The organism is Lysobacter enzymogenes (genome assembly GCF_023617245.1).
Classification (GTDB): Bacteria; Pseudomonadota; Gammaproteobacteria; order Xanthomonadales; family Xanthomonadaceae; genus Lysobacter; species Lysobacter yananisis.
Window position 1 is genome coordinate 3,422,861 of record NZ_CP067396.1, and the last position, 19,409, is coordinate 3,442,269.

The following is a 19,409-nucleotide window of genomic DNA, read 5'->3' on the forward strand; positions in this document are numbered from 1 at the left end:
CGCAGTTCGTGCGCAAGACCGCAAAGTTAGCAGACAAGCGCCGGCCGCGGCAGCGCGCGCGGCGCCGCCCGGCGGCGCGCCGGCGGCGCGCGCGCGTACCGACAGGAACCGCAAAGCGCCGCTCAGCGTTCGAGCAGGTCCTGGGTGTTGGCGGCGTTGTTGACGATGTTCGACAGCGGCAGCAACTGGTTGACGAAGCGGTTCCAGCGGGTCACCCCGGCCGGGCCGACGAAGACCACGTCGCCGGCGCGCACGTGGAAGCGGCTGCCGAGCGCGAACGCGGCCGGCGACTTGGCGCTGAGGTGGAAGATCGTCGCCGGCTGCTTGTCCTGGGTCTCCACGCCGCGTATGACGTATACCGAATCGCCCTTGGCGGTCAGCGGATTGAGCCCGCCGGCGCGGCCCAGGGCCTGGGTCAGGGTCAGGTCGGTGGTCTTGAAGGTCATCGCCTGCGGCCGCACCACCTCGCCGACCACATAGACCTCCTTGCGGTCGTTGTAGGGCATGTACAGGTGGTCGCCGGCCTTGAGGTAGATGTCCTTGGCGACCGAGCCGCCGCGGTTGAGTTCGTCCAGGTCGAGGCGGTACTGGCGGCCCTCGCGGGTCAGCACGAAGCCGGCGAGGTCGGCGCGGATCGGATCGACCGTGGCCGCGCCGATCGCCTGGGCCAGGGTCAGCGGCGTGGCGGTGATCGGCTGGCGCTCGGTCTTGACGAACGCGCCCTGCAGGGTCACCCGCTGGCTGCCGTAGTCGATGATGCTGACGTCGACCTGCGGGCTTTGCACGTAATGCGAGATGCGCGAGGTGATCTGCGAGCGCAGTTCCTCGATGGTCAGGCCCTCGGCGCGGATCATGCCGACATAGGGATAGAACAAGGTCCCGTCCGGGCGCACCAGGCGGCCGTTGGCCGCGGTCTGCTGCTGGGTGCCGGCCGGCGAGGTGAGTTCGGGATGGTCCCAGATGGTGATGTACAAGGTGTCGCCGCGGCCGATGCGGTAGGCCTCGGGCTGGTACGCCATCAGCTCGATCGGAATCGAGGTCTCGACCCGCTGTTGCGCCGACAGGTAATCGGGCGTGATCGCCACCATCTGGATGTGGCCGTCCTTCGCCAGGTCGCTGCGCGCGAACTGCGCGGGCGAGATGTACTGGCCCGGCGCGAACGCGCAGCCGCCGAGTCCGACGATGGCGGCCACGGCCGCGACGCCCGAAATCTTGATCATGCGGAAAGAGTCTCTAGAGCGGAAACACGAAGGGGGCGCGCCGCGGCGCGCAAGGGCGGGCCGTCGGCGCAGGGGAAGTTTCGTGCGAAACCGCTTGCCCGGCGCGGCGCCGGCGCAGTTGCGCCGGCGAGGCGGCGCGGTGCGGGGAATGGATGCTGGGTTGGGACATGGGGCTGTAAGCGTCGCGCACAAAGTTGGTGAGGCCCCCGTGGCGCGCAGTATAGCCACCGCGCGCGCATCGCTGTCACTCACCCGCGTTGGAATCGCATCACGTTTCGCCGATGGCGCGCGCCGCGTACAGGTGAGGTTAGAAAAACCGGTGCGCGCAGAGCCCGCGCAACGCGGATCGCGCGATCGCCGATAAAAAACGAATGTTTAACGTCGGCTAAGCGGAATGCGCGGATTCGCGCGGTGCGCTTGAACGAAAAGAAAAGCATCGGGGTGAACTGCGTCACGACTTGCTCGATGCGTGTGGAGTTCGTGTTGACCGCGTCATGACCTCGTCTATACATTCCCGCCTCGTTACGGGCCGGTCGGGGGGCGGGCTCGCAACACGGCGCGCGATGCGGGCGAACACTGCCGCGCGACTTTGCGCATGACGGCTCAAACGATAGGTTTTGCGTGTGTTCCGAAATGTTCTGGTCGTATGCGTCGGCAACATCTGCCGCAGTCCAACCGCGGAAACGTTGCTGCGCCACGCGTTGAAGAACGACGTACAGGTCGCGTCCGCGGGCCTCAAGGCCCTGGCCGGCCATCCGATCGACGCCACAGCACAGGCCGTGCTGTCCGGGCATGGATTGAGTGGGCAATCCCATGTCGCACGCCAGATAGACCGCTCGATGATCGACGCGGCCGATCTGGTCTTGACCATGGAGCCATGGCACAGCGAGGCCGTGCTCCGCATCTCCCCACACGCGAGAGGAAAAACCTACTTGCTAGGCAAATGGCTGGACAGCACCAGCATCCCGGACCCCTACCGGCAATCGCAGCAGGCGTTCGAACGCGCGTATCAATTGATCGACGCGGGCGTGCAGCGCTGGGCCGCGCATTTCTGAGCGCGGCGCGGCGCGCATCGCGGCGCTGAGCGCGAAGCGCGCGGGCCTCGTCGCCGGGCGCGCCGCAACGCTGCGCCGCGATGCCGCGAACGCGATGCCCTGAAGTGCCGAAGTTGCGCAGCGCGGTGCGCGCGGTCGCGACGTTTTCGCGCGCGGCGCCGCATCCGCTAGGCGATGCACGGACGCACTGCCGCTGAGCCCGATCCGCAAGCGCGCCCGCGGGCGCGTCGCTCCACCTACCATTCAAGGCCTTCCCCCCAATGGCGGCAGTTTCCACCACGTCCGGCCCGCGTCAGGACGCCGGCAACGACGAAATCGACCTGGCCGCGCTGCTGGGCACCCTGTTCGATCACAAGTGGCTGATCGGCGCGGCCGTCGCGCTCGGCTTCGCGCTGAGCGTGGCCTATGCGCTGCTCGCCGCGCCGGTGTACCAGGCCAATGCGATGGTGCAGGTGGAGTCCAAGACCCCCACCCTGCCCGGCCTGACCGCGGTCTCGCAGGCGCTGACCGATTCGGCGCCGCAGGCGATGACCGAAGTGTCGCTGCTGACTTCGCGCACCACGCTGGGCAAGGCGGTGGACGATCTCAAGCTCGACCTGCAGGTCGAGCCCGCGCGCTTCCCGCTGATCGGCGCGGCGATCGCGCGCCGCTTCCAGCCGTCCACCGGCAACGAAGTCGCCGCGCCGTGGTTCGGCCTGAACCGCTACGGCTGGGGCGGCGAAACGCTCGACATCGCCGAACTCGACGTGCCGCTGGACCTGGTCGGCAAGCCGCTGACCCTGATCGCCGGCGCCAACGGCAGCTTCGAACTGTTCGACGACCAGGACCAGCGCCTGCTCGGCGGCGACGCCGGCCAGCTCGCGGTCGGCGGCGGCGCCAAGCTCAAGGTCGAGCGCCTGCTGGCGAATCCCGGCATGCGTTTCGAAGTGACCCAACTCGCGCGCCTGGGCATCATCGCCTCGCTGCAGAACAACCTGACCGCGAGCGAGAAGGCCAAGGACTCGGGCATCATCCAGCTCAGCTACGAGCTCGGCGATCCGGTCCTGGCCCAGGCCACGCTGGAGGCGATCACCCGCCAGTACATCCGCCAGAACATCGAGCGCAACTCGGCCGAGGCCGCCAACAGCCTGCAGTTCGTCAACAAGCAGCTGCCCAACGTGCGCCGCGATCTGGAGAAAGCCGAGCACGCCCTGGCCCAGTACCAGTCGCAGGCGCACACCGTCGACATCACCCTCGACGCCAAGTCGCTGCTCGACCAGATCGTCTCGCTCGACACCAGCATCTCGCAGCTGCGCCTGCAGCAGGCCGAGGTGACCCGCCGCTACACGCCCGCGCATCCGGCCTACAAGGCGCTGATGGCGCAGATCGGCGAGCTCGAAGCGAGCAAGCAGAAGATCAACGACCGCATCGGCACCCTGCCGCAGACCCAGCAGGAACTGATCGGCCTGACCCGCGAAGTGCAGGTCAGCACCCTGACCTACACCAACCTGCTCAATCAGGCCCAGCAGCTCGACATCGCCCGCGCCGGCACCGTCGGCAACGCCCGCATCGTCGACCGCGCGGTGGTCGACACCAGCCAGCCGGTCAAGCCCAAGCGCGCGCTGGTGGTCGCCATCGGCACCTTCCTCGCCGGTTTCCTGGCGGTGGCCTATGTGTTCCTGCGGCAGATGCTCAACCGCGGCGTCGAGCAGGTGGCCGAGATCGAGCAGATCGGCCTGCCGGTGCTGGCCTCGATCCCGATGAGCGCGTTCCAACGCGACCACGAGAAGGCCGGGCGCAAGCTGCGCGCCGCCGGCGGGCACAACGGCAAGCCGCACCTGCTGGCCATCGACGCGCCCAACGATCTGGCGATCGAGGCCATGCGCAGTCTGCGCACCGCCCTGCACTTCGCCCGCCTCGACGCCGGCAACAACATCCTGATGATCTGCGGCTCCAGCCCCGGCGCCGGCAAGACCTTCGTCTCCACCAACCTGGCCGCGACCATCGCCCAGGGCGGCCAGCGCGTGCTGCTGATCGACGGCGACCTGCGCCGCAGCAGCCTGCACAAGGTGCTCGGCCAGGACCCGCGCAACGGCCTGTCGGACCTGCTCGCCGGGCGCATCGACATCCCCGCGGCGACCCGGCGCACGCCGATCGACAATCTGTCCTTCATCCCGCGCGGCGAAGCGCCGCCCAATCCGTCCGAACTGCTGATGCGGCCGGAACTCGGCGCTGTACTCAAGACCGCGGCGCTGCAGTACGACCTGGTCATCGTCGACACGCCGCCGATCCTGGCGGTGACCGACGCGGCCCTGATCGGCCGCCACGCCGGCACCTGCCTGATGGTGGTGCGCTTCGGCCTCAACCCCGCCAAGGAGCTCGCGCTGGCCGTGCAGCGCTTCGAGCAGAACGGCATCGACCTCAAGGGCGCGGTGTTCAACGCGGTCGAGCGCCGCCACGACACCCACTACGCCTACGGCTACGAGTACCGCTCCGGCGCGTGAGCGCGCGTTGCGCAACGACGACGCCACGCCACGCCACGCCACGCCACGCTACAGCCACGCAAGGATCGCGCCAACCAACAGCGAAAGCGGGTTTCGCTTTCGCGAGAGGAAAGCCGATGACGATTTCAATCGCAACCGTTTCCGCGCGCGCCGCACGCCCGGCGCGCGGATCGCCCGCGCGTCGCGCATCGTCGCGCCCGCGCCGCCGCGCCGACTCGCCAGACCACGCAAAATCACCGCTTTTCTCGGGTTTTTTGCCTTATGCGTCGAATGCGCAATGCGATGTCAAGCACTCGACTTGGCGAACAAAAATTTCCGATTCGTTGCAGACGCGAAACCACTCACGTTTCCTGAATCCCATCGGCAAACGACTTACGGGCGCACAGTATTTCGCAATCCAAGAGTGGCACGATGCCGTCCGCCGAGAATGCACGCGCAAGGCGCACATTCCGAGCCAGCAAACGCGAAAGTTTCTTTCCGCGTCCGCAAGCGACAGGCGAAGGCAGGCGCGAAGCGCCGGCTGACGCAGCGGCAACTGTCCGGCCATCGCGGCGGACGCGCAGCACGGCGGCACGGCAATACACAGCGTTGACCGAAGGGGGCGGTCGTCGGATGGGTCTACCGAAGACTTACCTTGGAATCGATGGTCATGATGAAAGAACAATTCGTCATTGCGGGCGCACTCAGCGTCGCGATCACTGCGTTGTCGATGTTCGCGCTGCATTCCGGCGCCGCCCGGCTCGGGCTGGTCGACCGCCCCGATGCGCGCAAGCAACATAAGGGCGAGATCCCCGTAATCGGCGGCATCAGCTTCTTCCTCGGCTTGCTCGCCGGCGCGCTGTACCTGCAGCTCGGCGACCGCTACAGCATGAGCCTGCTGGCCACCGCCGGATTGGTGGTGATGCTCGGCGCGCTCGACGACGCGCGCGACCTGAGCGTGCGCACGCGCCTGCTGATCCAGTCGATCGCGGTGGGATTGATGATCACCGGCAGCGGCGTGTGGCTCGACGACCTGGGCGATCTGTTCGGCACCGGGCCGATCCGTCTGGGCTGGCTCGGCGTGCCGGTCACGGTCATCGCCGTGGTCGGCACCATCAACGCCTTCAACATGCTCGACGGCATCGACGGGCTCGCCGCCAGCCTCGCCCTGGTCTGCATCGGCGCGATCTTCCTGTTCGACCGCGGCAACGTGCTCGACAAGGGCGCGCTGCCGACCCTGGCGCTGCTGTTCGTCGCGCTGTTGCCGTTCCTGTTCGTCAACCTCGGCGGCATCAGCGGACGCAAGGTGTTCATGGGCGATGCCGGCAGCATGCTGATCGGCTATGTCATGGCCTGGAGCCTGATCTACCTGAGCCAGCGCGGCCCGGCCCGCATCGACGCGGCCGAGGCGCTGTGGTGCATCGCGCTGCCGCTGCTGGAGACCTTGAACCTGATGTACCGGCGCGCGCGCCGCGGCCTGTCGCCGTTCAAGCCCGACCGCCAGCACCTGCACTACCTGCTGATCGACCGCGAGCGCTCGCCCAAGACCGCGCTGCTGACCATCGTCGGCCTGGCCTGCGCGCTGGTCGCCTTCGGCTACGCGCTGCGCAACCTGCCGGTGATGGTCGGCCTGCTCGCGTTCTTCGCCATGCTCGGCCTGTACTCGCTGACCCTGAGCAGCGGCGACCGCAACAAGCTGCCGGACTGGCTGCCGCGTCCGCCGCGCCAGCTCGCGTTCGCGCAACAGGGTCCGCCGGGCCGCGAGCGCGCGCGCCAGTCCGCGCCCGCATCGACCGCCGCCGCGGGCGCCACCGCCTATGCGCGCGGCGCCCTCAGCGAACCCGCCGGCGCGGGCGCGTTCGCCCCGCTGGCGCCGGCCGCGGCCGCCTCCGCCCAGCTCGGTCCGGCGATCAAGACCCTGTGCGTGTTCGGCACCCGCCCCGAAGCGATCAAGATGGCGCCGCTGGCCAAGATGCTGGCGCAAGACCCGCGCTTCGACGCGCGCGTGTGCGTGACCGGCCAGCACCGGCAGATGCTCGACCAGGTGCTGCAGTTGTTCGAGATCGAACCCGACTTCGACCTCAACATCATGAAGCCCAAGCAGGACCTCACCGACGTCACCACCGCGATCCTGACCGGGATGAAGGCGGTGCTGGCCGAGCTCAAGCCCGACGTGGTGCTGGTCCACGGCGACACCTCGACCACGATGGCCGCGACCCTGGCCGCGTACTACCAGCAGATTCCGGTCGCCCACGTCGAGGCCGGCCTGCGCACCGGCAACCTGTACTCGCCGTGGCCGGAGGAAGCCAACCGCAAGCTCACCGGCGCGCTGGCGGCGATCCACTTCGCCCCGACCGAGCTGTCGCGCGGCAACCTGCGCGAGGAAGGCATCCCCGACGAGCGCATCGCCATCACCGGCAACACCGTGATCGACGCGCTCAAGGACGTGCTGGTGCGGATCGAGCGCACGCCGCAGCTGCGCCGCGAGATCGCGGCCAAGTTCGAGTTCCTGCGCGACGAGCGCAAGGTGGTGCTGGTCACCGGCCATCGCCGCGAGAGCTTCGGCGGCGGCTTCGAGCGCATCTGCGAGGCGCTGCGCGACACCGCGCTGCGCCATCCGGAGATCGACATCGTCTATCCGGTGCACCTCAATCCGCAGGTGCGCGAGCCGGTCAACCGGGTGCTGCGCGGGATCGCCAACGTGCACCTGATCGAGCCGCTGGACTACCTGCCGTTCGTCTACCTGATGAACCGCGCCCACATCATCCTGACCGACTCCGGCGGCATCCAGGAAGAAGCGCCGTCGCTCGGCAAGCCGGTGCTGGTGATGCGCGACACCACCGAGCGGCCGGAAGCGGTCGCCGCCGGCACGGTCCGGCTGGTCGGCACCGATCGCGAGCTGATCTGCGCCGGCATCAGCGAACTGCTGAGCGACCGCGCCGCCTACGAGGCGATGAGCTTCGCCCACAACCCTTACGGCGACGGCCTGGCCTGCCAGCGCATCGTCGCCGCGTTGGCGCAGTTCCGCCGCGAAGACTCGCTGCTGGCCGCCTGACTCCCCCGCCCGCGCCGCCCGCGCCCGAACGGGCGCGGCGGCGCGGGTTTCCGCCTTCGCCAATCCGCGCATCCCTGAGCAACGCCTCCCCCACGGAGGATCACTGGAGCCTTTATGAGTTTCGACACCGTCTCGGTCATCGGCCTGGGTTACATCGGCCTCCCCACCGCCGCCGCGTTCGCCGCGGCGCGCAAGCGCGTGATCGGCGTGGACGTGACCGCCTCGGTCGTGGACACGATCAACCGCGGCGAGATCCACATCGTCGAGCCCGACCTCGACGTGGCCGTGCGCGACGCGGTGGCCGGCGGCTTCCTGCGCGCCAGCCTGAAGCCCGAGCACGCCGACGCGTATCTGATCGCGGTGCCGACGCCGTTCAAGGGCGACCATCAGCCCGATCTGGCCTACATCGAAGCGGCCGCCAAGGCGCTCGCGCCGGTACTGCAGAAAGGCGACCTAGTGGTGCTGGAATCGACCTCGCCGGTCGGCGCCACCGAGCAGCTGGCGCAGTGGCTGGCCGACGCGCGCCCCGACCTGAGCTTTCCGCAACACGTCGGCGAAGCCGCCGACGTCAACGTCGCCCACTGCCCCGAACGGGTGCTGCCGGGCCAGGTGATGCGCGAACTGATCGAGAACGACCGCGTCATCGGCGGCATGACGCCGCGCTGCTCGCAGCGCGCGGCCGAACTGTACAAGAGCTTCGTGCGCGGCCAGTGCATCGTCACCAACGCGCGCACCGCCGAGATGTGCAAGCTCACCGAGAACGCTTTCCGCGACGTCAACATCGCCTTCGCCAACGAGCTGTCGATGATCTGCGACACGCTCGGCATCAACGTGTGGGAGCTGGTCGGCCTGGCCAACCGCCATCCGCGCGTCAACATCCTGCAGCCCGGCCCGGGCGTGGGCGGCCACTGCATCGCGGTCGACCCGTGGTTCATCGTCGACAGCGCGCCGGAGCAGGCGCGCCTGATCCGCACCGCGCGCGAGGTCAACAACGGCAAGCCGGGCTGGGTGATGGACAAGATCGACGCCGCGATCAAAGAGGCCAAGGCCGCCGGCAAGCAGGACAAGGACCTGAAGATCGCGGTGTTCGGGCTGGCGTTCAAGCCCGACATCGACGACCTGCGCGAAAGCCCGGCGTTGGGCATCGCGGTCGAACTGGCGCATCGCCACCCCGGCCCGGTGCTGGCGGTGGAGCCGCATATCCAGGCGCTGCCGAGCAAGCTCAGCTCGCCCAATGTGGTGCTGTCGGACCTGTCCACCGCCAGCCGCGAAGCCGACATCGCGGTGCTGCTGGTCGACCACAAGCCCTTCAAGGAGCACGCCATGCCCGCGCACATGAAGATCGTCGACACCAAGGGCATCTGGACCTGAGCGCAGCCCGGCCCATGAACGCGCGCGGGAATCGGCGGCCATGATGCGGCGACTGATCGGCACGGCCAGCCTGTCGGCGGTCAGCGCGATGGCCTCGCGCGGCGCGCTGTTCGCCGGCGTGCTGGCGGCCGCGCATTACCTCGGCCCGGCCGCGTTCGGCCAGTTCACCCTGATCCAGACCACCGCGCTGTTGTTCACCACCTTCTGCGCGCTGAGCCTGGGCCAGATGGCGACCAAGATCGTGGCCGAGGCGGTCGCGCGCGGCGACGGCGGCCGGGTGTCGGCGGCGCTGACCGTGTCCTACGGTTCGGCGTTGCTGGCCTCGCTGGTGTTCGCCGCGCTGTTGCTGGCGTGCGCGTATCCGCTCGCGGTCAAGCTCGGCGGTTCGGCGGATCTGGCCGTGGTCTACGCCAGCTCCTCGCTGCTGGTGCTGACCGGCTTCGTCGGCGCGATCCAGAACGGCGTCGCGCTGGCCCTGCACAAGGTCAAGCAACAGGCCGCGGCCAACCTGCTGACCGCGCCGGTGGTGTTCGCGATCATGTGGGGCGCGGCGACCCGGCGCGACATCGGCTGGGCCATGTACGGCGCGATCGCCGCGCAATGGCTGATCGTGCTCGGCCAGGAACGGGTGCTGCGCCGCTACCGGCGCGAGCACCGCGAACCGCTGGCCTGGTCGGCGACCACGCGCGAGGATTGGGCGGTGGTGTGGCGGCTCGGCCTGCCCTCGTCGCTGTCGGGCCTGCTGACCATGCCGGCGATCTGGCTGTCGATGGCGATGCTCGCGCACAGCGCGCGCGGCGAAGCCGAACTCGGCCATTTCGCCCTCGGCAACCAGGCGCGCTCGATCCTGCTGTTCGGCATGGGCGTGGTCGCCAACGCGGCGCTGCCGATGCTGTCGGCGGCGATCGTGCGCGGCGCGCGCGAGGAAGCCGCGAGCACCCTGCGCCAGTCCATCGCCCTGCTGGTGGCGGTCACCGCCGGCCTCGCCGGCGTGCTCGGCCTGGCCGCGCCGCTGGCGGTGGCGCGCTTCGCCCCTGCCTACGCCGAGGCGGTGGTGCCGCTGCAATGGCTGCTGCTGTCGGCGGTCGCGACCGCGCCGACTACTATCCTGATGCGCAAGGCCACCGCCGACGCGCGTCCCGCAGTGATGCTGCTCGGCAACGCCGCCTTCGCCGTCAGCCTGATCGGCGCCGCGGCGCTGGCGCTCGAACTCGGCCACGGCGCCACCGGCGTGGCCATCGCGTACGCGGTCGCCTCGACCGTGCAACTCATCGTTTTCGCCGCCTGCAACCGCCGCGAACTGCGCTGGCCCGCGGCGGCCGGCAAGAGTCCATAGGAGCATGCCCATGAAAGTTTTCCGCCTGCTCAAGAAGGCCGTCGTGCTGAGCCTCATCCGCCTGGGCTGGTTCATCAAGCCCGGCCTGGTGACGCGCCTGTACGCGTGGTTCCTGCGCTCGGAAGGCGCGCAGATCGAGGAGCGCCCGAACTACCTGTCGGCCAAGATCTGGTTCGACGGCACCGATTACTCGCTGATCCGGCTCGGCAAGGGCTGCACGATCTCCAGCAACGTGCGCATCCTCACCCACGACTGGGCGATCCACACCGTGGCCAAGGAGCTGGGGCTGAAGTTCGACCGGCCGCAGGGGCGGATCAAGCCGATCTCGATCGGCCGCCACGCCTTCATCGGCACCGGCTCGATCATCATGCCCGGCGCCGACATCGGCGCGGGCTGCATCGTCGGCGCCGGCGCGGTGGTGCGCGGCGCGATCCCGCCGCTGAGCATCGTGGTCGGCAATCCGGGCCAGGTGGTCGGCTCGGTCGCCGAGTACGTCGAGCGCGCGACCCGCGGCGCGGGCGTGGGCCCGGCCGAACAGGCCGCGCTGAAGCAGGCCGCGCTGGCCCACGCCGCCGCGCTCGCCGGCGCGCGCGCGGGCTGAGGACGGACGCGAGGCGATGCGCATTCCCGCGCCCAAGCTGCTGTTGGCGCCGGCCTGCCTGGGCCTGTTCCTGCTTTCGGGCTGGGCCTCGGTGTTCTTCGCCGTGGACACCGACCTGGTCCAGTACGCGGCGATCGCCGCGACCATCGCGCTGGGCGGGCTGTCGCTGTCCTACAGCGGGCTCAACCGCTTCGCTTGCTTGCTGCCGGTGATCGCCTGCCTGATCGCGTTCGCACAGATCGCCTATCTGGACACCCACATCGGCCACCGGCCGAAGGAACTCAAGTTCTATCTGATCCTGGTGTTCTGCGCCTACTGCGCCTGCTTCGTGCTGCGCGGCGCGGCGGCCGAGCAGTTCGTCAAGATCTACGTGGCGCTGTGCTTCATGCTCAGCGTCGCCGCGCTGGCGATGAACAAGGGCGCCGACACCGGCGCGCAGCGGCTGATGCAGGGCGACGGCAATCCGATCTGGATCGCGCGCGCGGCCGGCACCGCGATCATGTTCCTGGCGTATCGGCTGCTGACCGAAACCCGCCTGCGCGGCCTGCGCATCGCGCTGATCCTTCCGTGCGTGGCGGCGCTGGTGCTGGCCGGCTCGCGCGGGCCGATCCTGTCGCTGCTGCTCGGCCTGGGCGTGCTGCTAGTGCTGACCAACCGCGGCGCGTTGCTGCTGTCGCGCAAGGTCTGGGCAGCCGGGCTGGCGGTGCTGTTGCTGGGCGTGGCCGCGGCAGCGCTGGCGCCGGACGGGATCAAGGACCGCCTGGCCAGCCTGGTGGTCAGCAACTACAGCGGCAGCGACGTGCTGCGCATGAACCTGTACGACGTGTCGTTCGCGATGCTGCGCGAAACCCTGTTCGGCAAGGGCTTCGGCGCGTTCGAGGCCAGCGGCGCGCTGCAGCCCTATCCGCACAACCTGCTGATCGAAGCGCTGATCGAACCGGGCCTGGTGTTCGCCGCGTTCTTCTTCGCCCTGATCGTCTACGCGATCGTGCGCCTGTACCGCAGCGCCAAGCGCAGCCAGGGCCGCGATCTCGTCGCCACCTTCCTGTGCGCGCTGTCGGTCTATTCGCTGGCCAACGCCATGTTCAGCGGCGACATCACCAGCCCGAAAGAACTCTACCTGTGCGTGTTCTACGCCCTGTCCACCGCGCTGGTGCTGCGCGGCTCCATCGTCCAGCGCCCGCCGCGGTTCCAGCCCGCCGTCCGCTGACCCGCCCCCCATTCCGAATTCCGAAAACCGAATCTCGAAAACGAATCCCGAACATGCAAGCCATCATCCTCGGCCAAGGCAATCCCTACCTGAAGAACCCGTACCTGGCGAAGCTGTCGAAGGTGCTCGACAGCGCGCAGGTGCCGTACGAGTTCTGGATCTGGAGCCGCGACAAGCAAGCCCGCGACCTGCCCAAGGTGCGGGTGTTGCTGAGCTTCGGTTCCTGGGGCGGCGGCGCGGTCAACGCGCTGGGCTACGCGCTGTGGGTGTTGTGGCTGAGCGTGCGGGTGTTCGCGCGGCCGCGCGCCGGCGTCTACTTCTGCTCGCGCCTGGACGCGGCCCTGCCCTGCGCCCTGGTCTCGACCGTGCGCCGCTGCCGCTACGTGTTCCTCGACCGCGACAAGCTGTCCAAGAGCTACGCCTGGCCGGCGCCGGTCAAGCGCGTCATCGAAGGGCTGGAACGCTTCGTCGGCCGCCGCGCCGCCTTGCACGTGGTGCCGGGCGACTCGCGCACGCAAGGCAACGACAGCGACAACGTGCGGGTAGTGCGCAACACCCCGCACACCGACACCATCGCCCGCGCGCGCCAGCTCGCCGCGGCGCTGCCGCCGCGCGACGGCCGCCTGCGGGTGCTGGTCAGCGGCCTGATCTCGCCCGAGCGCGGCGCGAAGATGATGCGCGAGGCCATCGACGCCTGCGCCGGCAAGATCGACTTCGTCGCCGCCGGCCGCCTGCTCGGGCCCGACGCGCAGCGCCTCGCCGACGGCCTGGGCGAGCGCTACCGCGGCATCGTCAGCAACGAAGAGGCGCTGGCGATGCTGCTGGATTCCGACGTGGTGCTGGCCTTCTACGACCCGGCGCTGGAGATCAACCGCCTGGCCGAACCGAACAAATGGTTCGACTGCGCCGCGCTGGAAATCCCGTTCTTCACCAACCCCGGCCTGTTCACCTCGGCGCCGTTCGAACAGCGCCATGCCTGTTTCCTCGCCGATTACGGCGACGGCGCCCAGCTCGCGCGCGAGCTGCTGCGCATCGACGCCGACCGTTCGTTGCTGGACGCGCGCCGCGCCGGCCTGCGCCAGTTACGTTACGAAGCGTGGGACACGGCGATGGCGCGGGTGATCGCCGAATGCGCGGAGCTTGCGCCATGAACCTGCGGATCCTTTGCGCGACGCTGTTGTCGCTCGCCATCGCCCTGCCCCTGCAGGCGCAGGCGCGCGACTTCAAGCTCTACAACAACACCAAGTACACCGACGGCGACGACCGCCGCCTCGACATCGCCCGCTCCAACCTGCTCGGCGAACCGCAACTGCCCGAACTGGCCAAGGGCGTCATGCCGGACGAAAAACGCTACAAGGACGCGGTGCGCGCCAGCCTCGGCAACCCCGGCCCGCTGGTGTTGGACTTCGAGCACATCAACCTGGCCAAGGACCCGCAGTTGTCGGCGACCAACCTCGACAAGCTGCAGACCCTGGCGCGCTGGGCGCGCGAGGCCGCGCCGGGACGCCAGATCGGCTACTACGGCTTCCCCGGTTCGATCGACAAGAACGATCCGGCGCGTGGCAAACAATTGGCCGAGTCGGTGGATCTGTTCTTCCCCTCGCTGTACACCGTCGACGACGACCGCGACCGCTGGCGCCGGCGCCTGGACAACATGGTCGCCGCCGCGCGCAAGCTCGACGCGTCCAAGCCGGTGCTGCCGTTCGTGTGGCCGCAGTACCACGACAAGACCCCGCGCGACGGCGAGTTCGTCGCCTCCGACTACTGGAAATTCCAGCTCGACCAGCTGCATCGCGCCGCCGACGGCGCGGTCATCTGGAGCAAGCGCGTCAGCGGCGGCGAACGCGACTGGGTGCCGGTCACCCGCAGTTTCATCCAGTCGGCCAAGCCCGCTTCCAGCCCCTCCCAGCCCAGCCGACGCGCCGCCCCCCGCCCCTGAGCGCGCGCCGCCGCCGAGCGCACCTTCCCCCATATCGAAATCCCGGAACTCCCATGCACCAAGTCCTGCAAAACCTGCGCGACGGCAGCACCGAAGTCGCCGACGTCCCCGCCCCCGCGCTGCGCCGCGGGCACCTGCTGATCCGCAGCCACGTCACCCTGGTCTCGGCCGGCACCGAGCGCATGCTGGTCGAATTCGGCAAGGCCAACCTGCTGCAGAAGGCGCGCCAGCAGCCGGACAAGGTGCGCATGGTGCTGGAGAAGATCCGCACCGACGGCCTGACCACCACTCTCGACGCGGTGCGCAGCAAGCTCGACCAGCCGCTGGCGCTGGGCTACTGCAACGTCGGCACGGTGATCGGCGTCGGCCCCGGCGTGACCGGGTTCGAGCTCGGCGACCGCGTCGCCAGCAACGGCAAGCACGCCGAAGTGGTCGCGGTGCCGGTCAACCTGTGCGCCAAGATCCCGGCCGAGGTCGGCGACGAAGCCGCCGCCTTCACCGTGCTCGCGGCGATCGGCCTGCAGGGCATCCGCCTGGTCCAGCCCACGCTCGGCGAAGCGGTGGTGGTCACCGGCCTGGGCCTGATCGGCCTGATCACCGTGCAGTTGCTGCGCGCGCACGGCTGCCGCGTGCTCGGCATCGACTTCGACCCGGCCAAGCTGGCGCTGGCGCGCAGCTACGGCGCGCAGACCGTCGACCTGTCCAAGGGCGAGGACCCGGTCGCCGCGGCGCAGGCGTTCTCGCGCGGGCGCGGCGTCGACGCGGTGATCATCACCGCCTCCAGCAAGAGCAACGAGCCGGTCTCGCAGGCCGCGCACATGTGCCGCAAGCGCGGCCGCATCGTCCTGGTCGGGGTCACCGGCCTGGAGTTGTCGCGCGCGGACTTCTACGAGAAAGAGCTGTCGTTCCAGGTCTCGTGCTCGTACGGCCCGGGCCGCTACGATCCGTCCTACGAGGAACGCGGCAACGATTATCCGGTCGGCTTCGTGCGCTGGACCGAGCAACGCAACTTCGAAGCGGTGCTGGACATGATGGCCAGCGGCGCGCTGCAGTTGCAGCCGCTGGTCTCGCATCGCTATCCCATCGCCGAGGCCGAGACCGCCTACGGCGTGCTCGGCGGCGGCGTGCCCTCGCTCGGCATCGTGCTCGACTACGGCCGCGGCGAGGAGATGGCCGACCACCTGATCCGCCGCCACATCCCGCTGCCGGTCGCGACCACGGTGCGCGAGGCGCCCGCCGCCGACGCCGACCGCAACGCGGTCGCCTTCATCGGCGCCGGCAACTACGCCGGGCGCGTGCTGATCCCGGCCTTCGCCAAGGCCGGCGCGCGCCTGCACACGGTGGTGACCGCCAACGGCGTGGGCAGCGTGCACTTCGGCAAGAAGTTCGGCTTCTCCCACGCCAGCACCGACACCAGCGCGGTGCTGCGCGATCCGGCGGTGGGCTCGGTGGTGATCGCCACCCAGCACGCCAGCCACGCCGAACTGACCTTCAAGGCGCTGCGCCGCGGCAAGCACGTGTTCGTGGAAAAGCCGCTGTGCCTGACCATGGAAGAACTGCAGACCATCGAGAAGGCGCACGCCGAACAGACCGTGTACGGCGCGCCGCCGGTGTTGATGGTCGGCTTCAACCGCCGCTTCGCCCCGCAGGTGCAGAAGATCCACCAGCTGCTGGCCGGCGTGCGCGAGCCCAAGAGCTTCGTCATGACCGTCAACGCCGGCGCGATCCCGGCCGACCACTGGACCCAGGACCCGCAGGCCGGCGGCGGCCGCCTGATCGGCGAGGCCTGCCACTTCGTCGACCTGCTGCGCTTCCTCGCCGGCGCGCCGATCGTCGGCCACCGGCTCACCGCGGTCGGCAACGTCGCCGGCGTCGGCATCCGCAGCGACCGGATCAGCTTCACCCTGAGCTTCGCCGACGGCTCGTTCGGCACCGTGCATTACCTCGCCAACGGCCACAAGAGCTTCCCCAAGGAACGGCTGGAAGTGTTCGCCGCCGGCCGGGTGCTGGCGCTGGACAACTTCCGCAAGCTGCGCGGCTACGGCTGGCCGGGTTTCAACAAGATGAACCTGTGGAGCCAGGACAAGGGCCAGGCCGCGTGCGCGCAGGCGTTCATGCGCGCCGCGCGCGGCGAAGCGCCGCCGCCGATCCCGGCCGAGGAGATCTTCGAAGTCGCGCGCGTCACCCTCGAACTGGACGCGTCGGTATGAGCGCGCGCCCGGGCCCGGAGAGCGCCGCATGAGCCTGGCCACGCGCCTGCCGCGGCTGTGGCATACCGTGCGCCACCTGCGCCCGGTGCAGATCTACGGCCGCGCCTGGCACCGCCTGCACCGCCCGCGCGTCGCCCACGCGCCGGCGCCGCAGATGGCCGCGTTCGAACGCGGCTGGATCGCCTGCGCGCGCGAGCCTTCGATGCTCGGGCCGACCCGCTTCCGCTTCCTCAACGAGGAGCACGAGGCCGGCGCCAACGACTGGAACAGCACCCGGCTGCCGAAGCTGTGGCTGTACAACCTGCATTACTTCGACGATCTCAACGCCGACGCCGCGGCCTCGCGCGAACACTGGCACCGCGACCTGATCGCGCGCTGGATCGCCGACAACCCGCCGCCGGCCGGCAACGGCTGGGAGCCGTATTGCCTGTCGCTGCGCATCGTCAACTGGATCAAGTGGCGCTGCGGCGGCCAGTTGTTCGGCGACGCCGCGCGCGCGCGCACCGCGCTCGACAGCCTCGCCACCCAGGTGCGGTTCCTGCGCGGGCGGCTGGAGCGGCACCTGCTCGGCAACCACCTGTGGGCGAACTACAAGGCGCTGCTGTTCGCCGGCGCGTTCTTCGAAGGCTCCGAGGCGGTGCGTTGGCGCGAACTGGGCCTGTTCGGCCTGCGCGCGCAGATCGACGAGCAGATCCTCGCCGACGGCGGCCATTTCGAACGCAGCCCGATGTACCACGCGATCCTGCTGGAGGACCTGCTCGACCTGGTCCAGCTGGCCCTGGTCTACCCCGGCGCGTTCCCCGAACGCGACGTGCAGTTGTGGCGCGACAAGGCGCGGGCGATGCTGGCGTGGCTGGCGGTCATGACCCACCCCGACGGCGGCATCGCCTTCTTCAACGACGCCGCGCTCGGCATCGCGCCGCCGCTCGCGGCGCTGCAGGATTACGCGCGCGCGCTCGGCATCGAGCCGCCGCCGGCCTCGCGCGAGCCGCTGCAGTTGCTGCCGCAATCGGGTTACGCACGACTGCAATCGGGCGAAGCGGTGTTGATCTGCGATGTCGGCGAAATCGGCCCGGACTACCTGCCCGGCCACGCCCACGCAGACACCCTGAGCTTCGAACTGTCGCTGCGCGGCCGGCGGGTGCTGGTCAACGCCGGCATCTCGCGCTACGACATCGATCCCGAGCGACTGTGGCAACGCGGCACCGCCGCGCACAATACGGTCGAGATCGACGGCCAGGATTCCTCGGAAGTCTGGGCCAGCTTCCGCGTCGCCCGGCGCGCGCGGCCGCGCGCGGTCGCGCACGGGCGCGAGGGCGAATCGCTGTGGCTCAGCGCCGCGCACGACGGCTATCGCCGGCTCAAGGGCCGGCCGCTGCATCGCCGGCGCTGGGTGCTGACCCCGCGCGGGCTGCGCATCGAGGACCGCATCGACGGCCGCTTCGGCGAGGCGATCGCGCGCTTGCGCGTGCATCCGCAGTGCGAAGTCGACGGCCACGATATCCGCGCCGCCGGCGACGGCGACGGCCCCGCGCAACTGCGCTGGCGCAGCGAGGCCGGCGGCGATGCGCTGGTGCCGGGCCGCTATCACCCCGGCTTCGGCTTGCGCGAAGCCTGCACGGTGATCGAAACCCTGATCGACCCGCGCGTGGGCACCGCGACCCTGGTGCTGGAATGGGGACGCTGACGCCATGCGCATCCTGTTCCTGACCGACAACTTCCCGCCCGAGGGCAACGCCCCGGCCACCCGCACCTACGAGCACGCGGTGCGCTGGGTGCGCGCCGGCCACGAGGTCACGGTGATCACCTGCGCGCCGAACTTCCCCGAAGGCAAGCTGTTCCCCGGCTACCGCAACGCCTGGCGCAGCGTGGAGACGCTCGACGGCATCCGGGTGGTGCGGGTCAAGACCTACATCACCGCGAACGAGGGCTTCCTCAAGCGCACCCTGGATTATCTGAGCTTCATGGCCGCCGGCACCGTGGCCGGGCTGTTCGAACGTCGCCACGACGTGGTCGTGGCGACCTCGCCGCAATTCTTCTGCGCGCTCGGCGGCTGGGCGCTGGCGCGGCTCAAGCGCCGGCCGTTCGTGTTCGAGCTGCGCGACCTGTGGCCGGCCTCGATCACCGCGGTCGGCGCGATGCAGCGCAGCGCCGCGATCCGGGCGCTGGAAAAGCTCGAGATGTTCCTCTACCGCAGCGCCGACGCGATCGTGCCGGTGACCCAGTCCTTCCGCGAAGAACTGGTCCATCGCGGCGTGCAGGCCGACAAGATCCACGTCGTGCTCAACGGCGTCGACCTGCAACGCTACCGCCCCGCCGCGCGCGATCAAGCGATGGCGAAGCAGTACGACCTCGACGGCCGCTTCGTGGTCGGCTACCTCGGCACCCACGGCATGGCCCATGGCCTGGAGAAGGTGATCGAGGCCGCCGAACGGCTGCGCGACGACCCGCGCATCGTGTTCTTCTTCGCCGGAAGCGGCGCGCAGCGCGCGCACGTGGAGCGGATGGCGGCCGAACGCGCCCTGCCCAACGTGCGCATGATCCCGCGCCAGCCCAAGGAAATGATGCCCAGGCTCTGGGGCCTGTGCGACCTGTCGCTGATCCCGCTGCGCGACACGCCGGTGTTCGCCTCGGTGATCCCGTCCAAGCTGTTCGAAGGCATGGGCATGGGCATCCCGGCGCTGATGTCGCTGCCGCGCGGCGAGGCGGTGCGGATCGTCGAAAGCACCGGTTGCGGCGTGTGCGTGGCGCCGGAGGACGCGGCGGCGATGGCCGACGAGATCGCCGCGCTGGCCGGCGATCCCGAGCGCATGCGCCGGCTGCGCGAAGCCAGCCTGGCCGCGGCGCCGGCGTACTCGCGCGACCGCCAGGCGCGGCTGATGAGCGACGCCCTGGCGCGGCTGGTCGACGACGACGGCGCGCGCGGCCTGCTGCGCACGCCGGAGTAAAC

The 19,409-nt window shown here is 69.7% G+C and carries 15 protein-coding genes; 13 read left to right on the forward strand and 2 right to left on the reverse strand.

Features of this window, described 5'->3' with window-relative positions:
- Positions 1–122: 122 nt before the first annotated feature.
- Both JHW41_RS14035 and JHW41_RS14040 read right to left on the reverse strand, forming a co-directional pair.
- On the reverse strand, positions 123–1,220 hold the full coding sequence (locus JHW41_RS14035) for a polysaccharide biosynthesis/export family protein (protein ID WP_078998595.1): 1,098 nt from the start codon (positions 1,218–1,220) through the stop codon (positions 123–125).
- A 248-nt stretch (positions 1,221–1,468) separates the two neighbouring features.
- On the reverse strand, positions 1,469–1,675 hold the full coding sequence (locus JHW41_RS14040; protein ID WP_138884938.1) for a hypothetical protein: 207 nt from the start codon (positions 1,673–1,675) through the stop codon (positions 1,469–1,471).
- 231 nt (positions 1,676–1,906) lie between these two features.
- Between JHW41_RS14040 and JHW41_RS14045 the strand changes: the two genes are divergently transcribed.
- From JHW41_RS14045 to JHW41_RS14115, 13 genes are all read left to right on the forward strand, one after another.
- On the forward strand, positions 1,907–2,275 hold the full coding sequence (locus JHW41_RS14045; RefSeq protein ID WP_428995370.1) for a low molecular weight protein-tyrosine-phosphatase: 369 nt from the start codon (positions 1,907–1,909) through the stop codon (positions 2,273–2,275).
- Positions 2,276–2,535: 260 nt separating this feature from the next.
- Positions 2,536–4,758 carry a polysaccharide biosynthesis tyrosine autokinase gene (locus JHW41_RS14050; RefSeq protein ID WP_057947405.1) on the forward strand — a complete coding sequence of 741 codons (2,223 nt, stop codon included), beginning with the start codon at positions 2,536–2,538 and terminating at the stop codon, positions 4,756–4,758.
- Positions 4,759–4,765: 7 nt separating this feature from the next.
- Positions 4,766–5,350, forward strand: coding sequence for a hypothetical protein (locus JHW41_RS14055; RefSeq protein WP_250442734.1), 585 nt, complete (start codon positions 4,766–4,768; stop codon positions 5,348–5,350).
- A gap of 57 nt (positions 5,351–5,407) precedes the next feature.
- Positions 5,408–7,792, forward strand: a complete 2,385-nt coding sequence (gene wecB / locus JHW41_RS26070) for a non-hydrolyzing UDP-N-acetylglucosamine 2-epimerase (protein WP_343226553.1) — start codon at positions 5,408–5,410, stop codon at positions 7,790–7,792.
- 114 nt (positions 7,793–7,906) lie between these two features.
- Positions 7,907–9,163: a UDP-N-acetyl-D-mannosamine dehydrogenase gene (gene wecC / locus JHW41_RS14070; protein WP_250442736.1), complete on the forward strand. Its 1,257-nt coding sequence runs from the start codon at positions 7,907–7,909 to the stop codon at positions 9,161–9,163.
- Positions 9,164–9,203: 40 nt separating this feature from the next.
- Positions 9,204–10,499: an oligosaccharide flippase family protein gene (locus tag JHW41_RS14075; protein ID WP_250442737.1), complete on the forward strand. Its 1,296-nt coding sequence runs from the start codon at positions 9,204–9,206 to the stop codon at positions 10,497–10,499.
- Between the two features lie 10 nt (positions 10,500–10,509).
- Positions 10,510–11,100: an acyltransferase gene (locus JHW41_RS25970; RefSeq protein WP_284499496.1), complete on the forward strand. Its 591-nt coding sequence runs from the start codon at positions 10,510–10,512 to the stop codon at positions 11,098–11,100.
- Positions 11,101–11,116: 16 nt separating this feature from the next.
- Entirely contained in the window at positions 11,117–12,310 is a 1,194-nt protein-coding gene (locus JHW41_RS14090; RefSeq protein ID WP_250442739.1) for an O-antigen ligase family protein, read from the forward strand.
- A 53-nt stretch (positions 12,311–12,363) separates the two neighbouring features.
- A complete protein-coding gene (locus JHW41_RS14095) occupies positions 12,364–13,461 on the forward strand; it encodes a hypothetical protein (RefSeq protein ID WP_250442741.1) in 1,098 nt (365 codons plus the stop codon).
- Positions 13,458–14,249: a hypothetical protein gene (locus tag JHW41_RS14100; RefSeq protein WP_250442743.1), complete on the forward strand. Its 792-nt coding sequence runs from the start codon at positions 13,458–13,460 to the stop codon at positions 14,247–14,249. The genes JHW41_RS14095 and JHW41_RS14100 overlap by 4 nt, the downstream gene beginning before the upstream one ends.
- Positions 14,250–14,302: 53 nt before the next feature.
- A complete protein-coding gene (locus JHW41_RS14105) occupies positions 14,303–16,459 on the forward strand; it encodes a bi-domain-containing oxidoreductase (RefSeq protein ID WP_250442745.1) in 2,157 nt (718 codons plus the stop codon).
- 28 nt (positions 16,460–16,487) lie between these two features.
- Positions 16,488–18,146, forward strand: coding sequence for a heparinase II/III family protein (locus tag JHW41_RS14110; protein ID WP_250442747.1), 1,659 nt, complete (start codon positions 16,488–16,490; stop codon positions 18,144–18,146).
- Positions 18,147–18,150: 4 nt separating this feature from the next.
- Positions 18,151–19,407: a glycosyltransferase family 4 protein gene (locus JHW41_RS14115; RefSeq protein ID WP_250442749.1), complete on the forward strand. Its 1,257-nt coding sequence runs from the start codon at positions 18,151–18,153 to the stop codon at positions 19,405–19,407.
- Positions 19,408–19,409 lie beyond the last annotated feature (2 nt).

Excerpts from the sequence above, each read along its gene's own strand:
- JHW41_RS14035 (WP_078998595.1), bottom strand. The coding sequence starts at position 1,220 with ATGATCAAGATTTCGGGCGTCGCGGCCGTGGCCGCCATCGTCGGACTC.
- JHW41_RS14050 (WP_057947405.1), top strand. The coding sequence starts at position 2,536 with ATGGCGGCAGTTTCCACCACGTCCGGCCCGCGTCAGGACGCCGGCAAC.
- wecB (WP_343226553.1), top strand. The coding sequence starts at position 5,408 with ATGATGAAAGAACAATTCGTCATTGCGGGCGCACTCAGCGTCGCGATC.
- wecC (WP_250442736.1), top strand. The coding sequence starts at position 7,907 with ATGAGTTTCGACACCGTCTCGGTCATCGGCCTGGGTTACATCGGCCTC.
- JHW41_RS14075 (WP_250442737.1), top strand. The coding sequence starts at position 9,204 with ATGATGCGGCGACTGATCGGCACGGCCAGCCTGTCGGCGGTCAGCGCG.
- JHW41_RS25970 (WP_284499496.1), top strand. The coding sequence starts at position 10,510 with ATGAAAGTTTTCCGCCTGCTCAAGAAGGCCGTCGTGCTGAGCCTCATC.
- JHW41_RS14090 (WP_250442739.1), top strand. The coding sequence starts at position 11,117 with ATGCGCATTCCCGCGCCCAAGCTGCTGTTGGCGCCGGCCTGCCTGGGC.
- JHW41_RS14095 (WP_250442741.1), top strand. The coding sequence starts at position 12,364 with ATGCAAGCCATCATCCTCGGCCAAGGCAATCCCTACCTGAAGAACCCG.
- JHW41_RS14100 (WP_250442743.1), top strand. The coding sequence starts at position 13,458 with ATGAACCTGCGGATCCTTTGCGCGACGCTGTTGTCGCTCGCCATCGCC.
- JHW41_RS14105 (WP_250442745.1), top strand. The coding sequence starts at position 14,303 with ATGCACCAAGTCCTGCAAAACCTGCGCGACGGCAGCACCGAAGTCGCC.
- JHW41_RS14110 (WP_250442747.1), top strand. The coding sequence starts at position 16,488 with ATGAGCCTGGCCACGCGCCTGCCGCGGCTGTGGCATACCGTGCGCCAC.
- JHW41_RS14115 (WP_250442749.1), top strand. The coding sequence starts at position 18,151 with ATGCGCATCCTGTTCCTGACCGACAACTTCCCGCCCGAGGGCAACGCC.